At 71.4% G+C, this 10,561-nt stretch carries 7 protein-coding genes and 1 pseudogene; 6 read left to right on the forward strand and 2 right to left on the reverse strand.

Annotation, left to right across the window (positions count from 1 at the left end; genetic code table 11):
- Window positions 1-2 precede the first annotated feature (2 nt).
- On the forward strand, window positions 3-683 hold the full coding sequence (locus tag Ato02nite_RS44780) for an SDR family oxidoreductase (RefSeq protein ID WP_213012824.1): 681 nt from the start codon (window positions 3-5) through the stop codon (window positions 681-683).
- Complete coding sequence (locus Ato02nite_RS44785; protein WP_213012825.1) at window positions 680-1,654, forward strand: glycosyltransferase family 9 protein; 975 nt, start codon at window positions 680-682, stop codon at window positions 1,652-1,654. Before Ato02nite_RS44780 ends, Ato02nite_RS44785 begins: the two co-directional genes overlap by 4 nt.
- A gap of 150 nt (window positions 1,655-1,804) precedes the next feature.
- On the opposite strand, the pseudogene Ato02nite_RS44790 reads toward Ato02nite_RS44785, so the two are convergent.
- Window positions 1,805-2,407 (reverse strand): annotated as a pseudogene (locus Ato02nite_RS44790) (sigma-70 family RNA polymerase sigma factor); the annotation flags it as partial.
- A 380-nt stretch (window positions 2,408-2,787) separates the two neighbouring features.
- On the opposite strand from Ato02nite_RS44790, the gene Ato02nite_RS44795 reads away from it, so the two are divergent.
- The gene (locus Ato02nite_RS44795; RefSeq protein ID WP_213012826.1) at window positions 2,788-4,770 is read left to right on the forward strand and encodes a sensor histidine kinase; all 1,983 of its coding nucleotides are present in this window, start codon (window positions 2,788-2,790) and stop codon (window positions 4,768-4,770) included.
- On the opposite strand, the gene Ato02nite_RS52755 is transcribed toward Ato02nite_RS44795, so the two are convergent.
- The gene (locus Ato02nite_RS52755; RefSeq protein ID WP_213012827.1) at window positions 4,771-7,017 is read right to left on the reverse strand and encodes a rhamnogalacturonan lyase; all 2,247 of its coding nucleotides are present in this window, start codon (window positions 7,015-7,017) and stop codon (window positions 4,771-4,773) included. It lies immediately after the preceding gene.
- A gap of 124 nt (window positions 7,018-7,141) precedes the next feature.
- Between Ato02nite_RS52755 and Ato02nite_RS44805 the strand changes: the two genes are divergently transcribed.
- From Ato02nite_RS44805 to Ato02nite_RS44815, 3 genes are all read left to right on the forward strand, one after another.
- Window positions 7,142-8,275: a hypothetical protein gene (locus Ato02nite_RS44805; protein ID WP_213012828.1), complete on the forward strand. Its 1,134-nt coding sequence runs from the start codon at window positions 7,142-7,144 to the stop codon at window positions 8,273-8,275.
- 20 nt (window positions 8,276-8,295) lie between these two features.
- Entirely contained in the window at window positions 8,296-9,147 is an 852-nt protein-coding gene (gene pdxY / locus Ato02nite_RS44810; protein ID WP_213012829.1) for a pyridoxal kinase PdxY, read from the forward strand.
- Window positions 9,148-9,269: 122 nt separating this feature from the next.
- A partial coding sequence (locus Ato02nite_RS44815; RefSeq protein WP_213012830.1) for a hypothetical protein occupies window positions 9,270-10,561 on the forward strand: 1,292 nt, incomplete at its 3' end.

Below are 10,561 nucleotides of genomic sequence, written 5' to 3' on the forward strand. Positions count from 1 at the left end.
GCATGGATGCAGTCATCGTCACCGGCGGCTCGAGCGGGCTCGGCGCCGCCGTGGTGGACGCCGTGATCAAGGCCGGCGGTCGTCCGTTCGTCATCGACCGGCAGCGGCCCGCCGGCGACGTGCCGTGGATCGAGTGCGACCTGGCCGACACCCGCGCCGCCGAGGCCGCGACCCGCCGGGCGATCGAGGAGGCCGGCGGCACCATCGACGGCATCGTCACGGCGGCCGGCATGGACGTGCCCGGCGCGCTCGCCGACATCCCGGGCGAGACCTGGGACCGGATCGTCACCATCGACCTGCTCGCCACCGCCGCGGTGATCCGGGCCGCGATCCCGGCCCTCAAACAATCACACGGCGGTGTGGTCACCGTCGCCTCCACCCTCGGCATCAAGGCGGTCGGCGACGCCACTGCCTACTGCGCGGCGAAATTCGGCGTCGTCGGCTTCACCCGCGCGCTCTCGGCCGAGTTGGCCGGCCAGGTCAACGTCACCCTGGTGATCCCGGGCGGCATGCGTACGAAGTTCTTCGACGACCGGGACGAGCAGTACAAGCCCGGACCGGACGCGATCCTCAACGACCCGGCCAACGTCGCCGCCGCCATCATGTTCGCGCTCGGCCAGCCGGCCGGATGCGCCGTCCGTGAACTGGTCATCGCCGCCGAGACGGAGACCTCGTACCCATGATCCTCGTCCTCCGGGCCCTGGGCGTGGGCGACCTGGCGGCCTCGGTGCCCGCGATCCGCGGGCTCCGGGTCGCCTTCCGCGGTGACACCCTCGCCCTGGCCGCGCCGGCCTGGCTGACACCGCTGATCGACCTGATCGGGGCCGTCGACCGGGTCGTGCCGGCCGACGGCCTCACGTCCGTGGTGCGGCCGTCGCCGGCGCCGGAGATCGCGGTCAATCTGCACGGCTGCGGTCCCGAGTCGCACCGGCTGCTGCAGGCCGCCGAGCCGGCGAAACTCTGGGCCTTCGCGAACGCCCAGGCGCGACACCTCGACGGTCCGGGCTGGGACCCCGACGAGCACGAAGTCCGTCGTTGGTGCCGGTTGGTCGAGCACTACGGCGTCGCCACCGATCCGGGGGACCTGTCGCTGGCCGTCCCCGAGGTGCCCGGTCCGTCCGGCGTCACGATCATCCATCCCGGCGCCAAGTCGCCGTCGCGCCGCTGGCCGGTCGAGCGGTACGCCGCCGTCGCCCGCCGGCTGCACGCGGACGGTCACCGGGTGGTGATCACCGGCTCTTCGGCCGAGCACGACCTCGCGGCCCGGGTGGCCGCCGGCGCCGGGCTCCCCGCCGAAGCCGCGGTCTCGACGACCCTGGCCGAGCTGGCCGCCCTCGTCGCCCGCGCCCACCTGCTGATCAGCGGCGACACCGGCATCGCCCACCTGGCCACCGCCTACGGCACACCGTCCGTCGTTCTGTTCGGGCCGATGTCGCCGGCACGCTGGGGCCCGCCGCCCGACCGGCCGCGGCACCGCGCGATCTGGCACGGCGTCCGGAGCGAGCCGGGCGACGCCCCCGGACCCGGTGTCCATCCCGCCCTGCTGGCCGTCAGCCCGGAGGAAGTGATGGCCGAGACAGCGGCGGCGCTCGCTCAGGCCACGCCGGAGCGTTCGTGGTGCGGGCGCGTATTCAGCAGGCCCTCGGACTTCTGATGTCCCGTGCGGGATGCGGCGTGGACCAGGCCTTCGTGGCGTTGCGCCTCGGCGCCGCCGAGGCCGGTGCGAGCCCGACCGACGGGCGGTCCGCCTCCTGGCCGAGAACACCGGCACCGAGTAGCGCCCGGCCACCGTCTACTCGGTGTCGAGGGCGAGGCGCAGCTCGGTGAGTTCGAACTCGCGGTCCTCACCGCCGAGGGTGTCGCCGAGCTCCCGGCTGCCCTCCGCGTTGACCGGTGCGGACAGGCTCTCCGCGCTGTACGCCCGCGCGCCTTCCAGTCCTTCGAGGACCTCCTCCTCGCTGATGCCGAGGTGGACCGCGATGTCGGCGACGGTCGGCAGGCGCCCGAGCGTGTGGGTCAGGGTGTTGTCGGCGCCGGTGATCGCGAGCCGCAGTTCCTGCAGCCGGCGCGGCACCCGGATCGACCAGGCCCGGTCGCGGAAATGCCGCTTGAGTTCGCCGACGATGGTGGGGATCGCGAAGCCGGGGAACTCGACGCCGTGACCGTCCTCGTACCGGTCGACGGACTTGATCAGGCCGACGACGGCCACCTGGACGAGGTCGTCGAGGGGCTCGCCGCGGTTGGCGTAGCGGCGGGCGAGATGTTGCGCCATCGGCAGCCACGCCTCGATGCACCGCTCCCGCAGGCGCGGCCGGGCCGGATCGGCCGCGTCGGTGGCCGCCAGCGCCGCGATCAGTTCACTGGCGGCGGCGGTGGAAGTGGAGGGGCCGGCGGTGCTGGCGATCATGGTCACGGGTGCTGCTCCTGCTCTGTGACGTTCGCGGCGAAGCCCCATCCCCGCGGCAATACTTGTCCTACAACATCTAATCTCCCACCCTAGCCATTGGTCCGAGAAGTGCAAGCCAAAAGTATGAGGTGTCGCAGCTAGGAGGCGGGTCCTCGGGTCATGATCGTTGTCCACCCATGGAGGAACGCATGATCGAAACCGTCGAGGGCCAGGGCGCCGACGCAGGGCCGCAAGGGCTGACCGGCCTCATCAGCGCCCTGGCTCACCGTCGGGCGTGATGGTGAACCGGAGCGGGCCGAGATGCGTACTCCACAGTGGATGTCGTCCGGTCCTACCTCTCACCCAGAGGACCTACCCGTCATCTGCTTGATTGAGGTCCCATGCGAAGAAAACCGAGGTCCATTCGCTCGAAGATCGTCCTTGCTCTGCTGGTGCCGGTGATCGCGCTGACCGGGCTGTGGGTGATTGACGTCAAGGCTTCGTTCGCTGACGCGACCGCGTTGCGCGACACGTACAACACGCGGGACAACGTGAGCCTGCCGTGTGATCGCATGGTGGCCGCTCTGCAGCGCGAGCGCACCCAGTCGGCGGAGTTCCTGGCCACACCGGACGGCGACGCCGCCGCCCTGCGCACCCAGCGAGCGGCGACCGACGCGGCGATAGCACAGTTCCAGGACCTGTCCCGCCGGTACCGCGGGAGCGGGTTCTCCGCCGACATCACCCGTGCGCGGTTCGCGGACATGGCCACCAGCCTCGACTCCCTGAACCTGGTGCGGGCCAAGGTCGACGCCCGGGACGCCACCCTGACCACCGTCCTGAGCGGCTACACCAGCATCATCGGGTACGCGTTCAGCGTCTCGAACGCGGCGGCGGCCTCCAGTGATCCACTGGTGGAACGGGTCATGCGCACGATGGTGGCCATGCGCCGGGCCGGGGAGCTGCTCTACCAGGAGGATGCCCTGCTGACCGGCGCCACCACGGCGGGCCGCTTCGGCAGCGGCGAGTACCTGCAGCTGATCCAGATCGTCGGTGCCCTGCGATTCCAGATCCCGACCGCCGGCTCGACGCTGCCGGCGCCCGATCAGGCGCTGTTCAAGAGCATGCTCAGCGGCCCCGCCTTCGCGGCGTTGCGGTCGGCCGAGGATCAGATCATCGGGAAGGGACGTTCCGGCGGGCCGGTCGGGATCACCGGGGAAGTGTGGAAGGCGACCGCGACCCCGGCCCTGGGTCAGCTGTTCACCTTCCTCGCGGACGGCTACGACCACGCCGTCACCTTCGCGAAGGAAGCCCGCGATCGGATCCTGATCCGGTTCGGTGTCTCCGGCCTGCTCGGCCTGATCGCCATCCTGCTGTCGCTGGCGATCGCCGTACGCATCGGCGGTTCCGTCGTACGCCGGCTGTTCCTGCTCCGGACGGCGGCCACCGAGCTCGCCCGCCAACGGCTGCCGGAACTGGTCCGGCGGTTGCGGGCCGGTGAGCGCATCGACGTGGACGGCGAGGCGTTACGCCTGCGCCTGGGGGACGACGAGATCGCGGAGGTGGGCGCCGCACTGACCGACGTGCACCTCAGCGCGGTCGAGTCGGCGGCCGGGGAAGCGGCCGTGCGCTACGACATGAACAAGGTCCTGGTCAACATCGCCCGGCGCAACCAGGCGCTGCTGGACCGCCAGATCGAGGCACTCGGGCCGGTCGACGGGGTGGACGCCCGCGCCTACCAACTGGCCGTCCGGATGCGCCGGCACGCGGAGCACCTGGTGATCCTGTCCGGCTCCGCGCGGAGCCGGCGCGGGCTCGGCGCCGAGTCGCTCGGCACGATCCTCGCCCGGGTGGCCGGCGAGATGGAGCACGCCGAACGGATCGCGATCGGGCCGATCGTGGACGCCGAGGTGCCCGAGCACGCCGTTGCCGACCTCGGTCATCTGGCCGGTGAGCTGCTGGAGAACGCCACCACGTTCTCCCCGCCGGATAGCCCGGTGCGCCTGTCGGCCCGGCGGGAACCGGGCGGGATCGTGGTCGAGATCGAGGACCGCGGGATCGGGATGTCGCCCGCCGCGGTCGACGAGACGAACCGGCGACTGGCGCAGCCGCGGGAGTTCGACCCGGCCGACAGCGCCCGGCTCGGCCTGTTCGTGGTGGCGACCCTGGCCGCCCAGCACGGGATCGGCGTGACCCTCGGTCCCGCCGACGGGGGCGGCATCCGCGTGGTGATGACGCTCCCCGCGACGCTGGTCGTCCCGATCGACGAGGCCGCGCCGGACGTCACCTCGACGAGACGGTCGGATGCGTCCCGGCTCGTCGGGATGGCGGTCCGCACCGGCCGCCGGCCCCGGCACGCCGCAGCCCAGAGCGACCCGGTCGGGTAATCACCGCCCGGCGGCCCTCGACGGCAGCGGAACCTTCGCCCAGTCGGTGTCGGAGGCCAGGTAGAAGCTGGGGTAGGACGGCTGGTTGTAGGTGGTCTGCTGGCGGGCCACCTCGACCCGGTACTGCGGGTCGTGCATCAGCGTGTAGAGCTTGTGGGAGGTCAGCTCGGTGCTCAGGTAGATGCGGATCGCGGAGCTGTCGGCCGTGCGCAGCAGCAGTTCCTCGCGCCAGTCGCCGAAGATGTCCGCGATCAGCGACGCGGTTCCCTTGGTGCCGTTGTTGGCCAGCGTTCCGGTCGCGGTCAGCACGGGGCCGCGCTTCCAGTCGTCGATCGTGGGCGTCACGTCGATGGCGCCGTTGAGGATCTGCGTGGTCATGTCGCCGGCCCAGCGGATGCTCTGGTTGGTGCCGGGGATGGCCGTGGTCAGCACCTCGCCGGTGGCCTTGTGCAGGCCCAGAGCGTCGGAGCCGCCGGGCAGGCTGGCCCAGTTCTCGATGCCGCGGACCTCGGGCAGGACGTCACCGATCATCGCGCGGCCGGTGTCGCGGCCGGAGTAGGCGCCGAACAGCACCTCGCCGGTGGCGGCGTCGCGCATCGCCATGCCGTACGGCGCGAACGTCGCGCCCTCGTGCGCCGTGAAGATCTCCAGGCCGGGGCGGTCGGGGTCGATGTCGGTGACGTGCATGGCGTCGCCGTGGCCGAGCCGCACGTGCTCGCCGGGTGCGGCGCTGCCCTCGGGCAGGGTGTCGAACGACGAGTAGAGCAGGGTGCCGTCGTTGTCGATGGTCGCGCTGCCGTACACGATCTCCTGTTTGCCGTCACCGTCCACGTCGGCCACGCTGAGCGAATGGTCGCCCTGGGTGGTGATCGTGGCGAACTCCGGGTCGGTCCCGTCCCGGCCGTGCGGCGAGTCGTTGAACGGGTTCGTCATCGGCACCCAGCCCGAGTCGACGTACCAGTTCTCGGTCAGGCGGTGACCGTTCCAGCCGTACGCGATGATGGTTGTTCTGGTGTAGTAACCGCGGGCGAAGATCGCGGAGGGGTGCCGGCCGTCGAGGTAGGCGACGCCGGACAGGAAACGGTCGACCCGGTTGCCCGGCTCGATCCGGGCCATCGCGTAGTCGCCCCACATCAGGCCGTCGTCGGTGCGGCCGGGCTTGTAGCGTACGGTCTGCATCTCCTTGCCGGTCGCACCCTCGAACACGGTGAGGTATTCCGGGCCGTCCACGATGAATCCGGCGAAGTTGCGCAGCGCGTTGCGGGTGCTGCGGGCCGGTGCGTAGACGTCCATGAAGTAGTCGGTCAGTGCCTTCGCGTCGCCGTAACCGGGGGCGAGGCCCAGCGCCTCCTCCACCGTCGCCGGCCAGTGCCCGGCTACCACCTCGGGGTGCGAACTCCAGCCCTCGAACATCCGCACCACGTGCTGGTAGTAGTCGGCGGCGCTCATCCGGTAGTCGTCGGTGTTGCGGTAGCCGGCTTTCCGGTCGGCCGACGGCAGAGTGATGTACTTCGACGAGGCGACCGAGCCGTCGTGCCGGTAGCGGGTGATCCGGGTGCCGGGGGCGGTCTTGAACATCATCTCCGAGCGGCCGTCGCCGTCGAAGTCGTAGACCAGGAACTGCGTGTAGTGCGCGCCGGCCCGGATGTTGACGCCCAGGTCGATCCGGTAGAGCTGGGTGCCGTCCAGCTCGTACGCGTCGATGTAGACGTTCCCGGTGTAACCGACCTGGGAGACGTCCTTGGAGTTGGACGGGTCCCACTTGACGACGTATTCGTACTGGCCGTCGCCGTCCACGTCGCCGACGCTCATGTCGTTGGCCGAGTAGGTGTACGCCTCGCCGGCCGGGGTGACGCCGTCGGCCGGCTTGTTCAGCGGCAGGTCGTAGTGGTTGCTCGACCACGGGGTGGCGGTCGCACCGCGACCGCCCCGGACCGGGGCGACCCGGTATTCCGACGCCGCGGTGCCGGCCCGGTCGAGGTAGTTGGTGCTGTCGGTGACGGTGGCGATCCGCCGCCCGTCCCGGTAGACGTGGAAGTTCGCCCCGGTCAGGCCGGTGGCCGAGTGGCCGGTGACCTCCGGCCCGAGCAGCCGCCAGCTGAGGAAGACGCCCTCGGCGGTGGCCGCGGCGACCAGGCCGCGATCCAGGTGCTCCAGCTCGATGCCGGCCCGGCCGCCCGCCTGGGCGGGGGCCGACGAGCCGGCCAGGATCAGGGCGGCCACGAGGGCGATACGACGAAGCCTCATCCAGGTCTCCACAGGACGGAGGTAAGCGCTTTCCCAGGGAGTCTCCATCGATGTCCATCGCTGGTCAACTGTTTCTTTCGCGATCGGTGTCCGGATCCCGCCGTGTCGCCATAATGTCGTCTTCATGCGTTTTGTGCGGCGGCGATTTCTGGGAATGGTGCTCACCGGTGTGCTCGCGATCGCGGGAACACCGACCGCGGCCGAGGCGGCCGTCTCGCTGGTCTCGGCCAAGCCGGACCCCACGGTCGGGTTCGACGGGTTGGTCTACGCCAGCACGCACGTGGGCAGCACGGTCTACCTGGGTGGCAACTTCACGCACGCGATCGTCGGCGGGAAGCCGGTGGCCCGCAAGCGGCTCGCCGCGGTGGACACCCGGACCGGCAAGCTGCTGCCCTGGGCCCCGATGGCCGACGGAACCGTGATGGCGCTGGCCACCGCCGGGTCCTCGCTCTACGCGACCGGCGAGTTCACCACCGTGGGCGGCCGGCCCCGCGCCGGCCTGGCCGGCATCGACCTGAACAGCGGCGCCGTCGGACCGCTGCAGCACACCGTCAAGGGAACCGGCCAGGCGCTGGCCACCGCGGGCGGCCGGCTCTACCTGGGCGGCAGCCTCCGCTCGGTGGACGGTCAGGCGGCCCGCAACCTGGCGGCGTTCCGCCTGTCCGACGGCGCCCTGGACCGTGGCTTCCGGGGCGGGACGGACGGGAAGGTGCGGGCGCTGAGTGTGGCCGGATCCCGGCTGTACGCCGGCGGCGACTTCAAGGGCCGCCTCACCGCACGGCGGCTCACCGACGGGCAGGTCGACCCGGGCTTCCGCCCGGCTACGCCGTACCCGGTCATGGCTCTGACGATCAACACCGGGCGGGTGTACGCCGCGCTGGCCGGCCCGGGTGGACGGGTGGCCGCGTACCGGCCCGACGGGTCGCTGGTGTGGAGCAGCATCACGGACGGCGATGTGCAGGCGATCACCTACCTGAACGGCGTCGTCTACGGTGGCGGGCACTTCAACACCGCCTGCTCGCAGCGTTCGCGCACGGCGACCTCGTGGTGCCCGTCGCGAGCGCTGCGGAGTCAGCCGAAGCTGGCCGCCTGGGACCCGGCCACCGGCGCCCTGCTCGGCTGGAACCCGCGCAGCAACGGCCGCTGGGGTGTGCTCACCCTGAGCGTCGACCCGGCATCCCGGGTGATGACGGTCGGCGGCGACTTCACCGCGTTCGGCGGCGCCGGTCGCCCCCGCTTCGCGCAGTTCGGATCCTGACCGGTAACTAGGCTGGAAGCATGAAGGTTCTGTCCATCCAGTCGTCGGTCGCCCACGGTCATGTCGGTAACTCCGCGGCGGTGTTCCCGCTGCAGCGGATCGGCGTCGAGGTCGTCCCGGTCCCCACCGTGAACTTCTCCAACCACACCGGCTACGGCGCCTGGCGCGGGCCGCTGATCCCGCCGGCGGACGTGGCCGAGATCCTGCTCGGGGTGGAGGAGCGCGGGGTGTTCGCGCAGATCGACGCGGTGCTGTCCGGTTACCAGGGCGGCGTGGGCATCGGCGATGTCATCGTCGACGCCGTGCGCCGGGTCAAGGCCGCGAACCCGGCGGCGCTCTACGCCTGCGATCCGGTGATGGGCAACGCGAAGTCGGGATGCTTCGTCGCGCCCGAGATTCCGGTCCTGCTGCGGGACCGGGTCGTGCCGGTGGCCGACATCATCACGCCCAACCAGTTCGAGTTGGGGTTCCTGACCGGCACCGAGCCGGCGAGCATCGAGTCGACCCTCGAATCGGCCGACCTCGCTCGCGCCGCGGGCCCGTCGACCGTGCTGGTCACCAGCGTGGAGCGGCCCGACCGGGAGGAGGGAACGATCGAGATGCTCGCCGTGGACGACGCCGGCGCCTGGCTCGTGACCACCCCGCACCTGCCGTTCAAGGCGAACGGCTCGGGGGACGTCACGGCCGCCCTGTTCACCGCCCACTACGTCGCAACCCGGAGTGCGGCGGTGTCGCTGGAGCGCACGGCCTCCAGCGTCTTCGACCTGATCGAGACCACCTACCGGTCCGGCGAGCGCGAGCTCCAGTTGGTGCAGGCCCAGGAGTTCTACGCGACGCCGCGCATGCAGTTCGGCGCCAAGCAGGTGCGCTGACCTCGGCCCGCCGACATTGTCGGATTCTGCGGGGATTCGGAAGGCTTGGCACGAAATAAGGCTTGACCAGATCTGGGAGCGCTCCCAAGATAGACGCCTGCCTATGAACCGGAGGGATGCGGATGCTTCGCCTACGGAACAGGACCGGCGGTTACGGACTGGCCGCCCTTGCGCTCCTCGGTGCGCTGGCCGCCGTGCCGGGAGCCGTCCACGCCGAGGAGAACCCGGCGCCGGTCACGCCGGGGCCGGTCACGCCGGCGCCGGTCACGCTGCCGACGGGGGAGCGGGTCTTCTTCGCCGGCGGAGTCGTCCGGGCCGTCGAGGCCGGCGCGACCGCCACCACCGACCCGGTCCGGGTGCGCAGCATGGCGGTCGGCGAGCACTTCTACGTCGTACCCGACAAGGTCTTCTCCTTGGTCGGCCGGCAGTTGGATCTCGCGCTGTTCGACGTGCTCGCACCGCCGGCCGCGATCCAGGTGGAGTGGGCGTCCGGCGCGACCCCGCACGACATCCCGGGGCTCGACCGGTCGGCCGGCCGCATCGACGACCCGGCTGCCTTCGGCGCCGCCGTCGCCGGGGGCGGTCTCGCGGGCGTCCGGAAAGTGCGTCCGGCGGGCGCCGCCGAACCCACCGCCGACCCGCAGTACCCGGTGGCCACGCTGACCGTGAAGGGCCTCGACAAGCTGGGCGGGCCCGCGCTGACCGGCGGCGTCGCGGTCACCAACGCCGACGACGTCCAGCGGTTCAGCAGCCTCCAGCCGTTCCTCGACGGCCAGGTGTCGTTCAGCGTCCCGGTCGGGCACTATTCGCTCGAGGTCTCCATCACCACGTACGGCGCGGACGGTGTCTATCGGGGCGACGCGCTCCTCTTCTATCCCGAGCTGGCGGTCACCGGCACCGAGTTGACGGTGACCGCGGACGCCGCCACCGCCACCGTCGCCGTGCCGGTGCCGGCCACGCCCAACCCGTCCGGGCTGGAGCAGATGCAGGCCACCTACTCGCGGCTCTCGGCGGCCGGCTCCGACTCGACCACCGCGGTCATGATGATCGGCGGCTCGCCGTCGCTGTCCGTCACGCCCACCGATCCGGTCACCATCGGCGCGCTGCGCTGGTACACGTACTTCCGGCTGACCTCCCCGGCCGGCGCGGCCGAGCCGTACCTCTATGACCTGGTCTTCCCGGCCGAGGGCGAGGTGCCGGCGGAGTTCGCGGTGAAGGTGCCGGCCGGCGGCCTCGCGACGCTGGACGCGACCTACGCGGCCGAGGGCGACATGGGCCCGATCAGCACCTACCGGACGTCGTTCCAGCCCTGGGAACAGTTCCCGATCCGCTTCGCCAGCACGGCCGTCGCGCCGCTGCGGCGCACCGAGTACGTCTCGGCGCTGCCCGGCGTCGGCTGGGTCGGCTCGGCCGT

The organism is Paractinoplanes toevensis, assembly GCF_018332695.1.
In the GTDB taxonomy this organism is placed as follows: domain Bacteria; phylum Actinomycetota; class Actinomycetes; order Mycobacteriales; family Micromonosporaceae; genus Actinoplanes; species Actinoplanes toevensis.

What these genes read in the sequence shown, in the direction of transcription:
- Ato02nite_RS44785 (WP_213012825.1), top strand. Translation starts at nt 680, where the DNA reads ATGATCCTCGTCCTCCGGGCCCTGGGCGTGGGCGACCTGGCGGCCTCG.
- Ato02nite_RS44795 (WP_213012826.1), top strand. Translation starts at nt 2,788, where the DNA reads ATGCGAAGAAAACCGAGGTCCATTCGCTCGAAGATCGTCCTTGCTCTG.
- Ato02nite_RS44805 (WP_213012828.1), top strand. Translation starts at nt 7,142, where the DNA reads ATGCGTTTTGTGCGGCGGCGATTTCTGGGAATGGTGCTCACCGGTGTG.
- Ato02nite_RS52755 (WP_213012827.1), bottom strand. Translation starts at nt 7,017, where the DNA reads ATGAGGCTTCGTCGTATCGCCCTCGTGGCCGCCCTGATCCTGGCCGGC.
- pdxY (WP_213012829.1), top strand. Translation starts at nt 8,296, where the DNA reads ATGAAGGTTCTGTCCATCCAGTCGTCGGTCGCCCACGGTCATGTCGGT.
- Ato02nite_RS44780 (WP_213012824.1), top strand. Translation starts at nt 3, where the DNA reads ATGGATGCAGTCATCGTCACCGGCGGCTCGAGCGGGCTCGGCGCCGCC.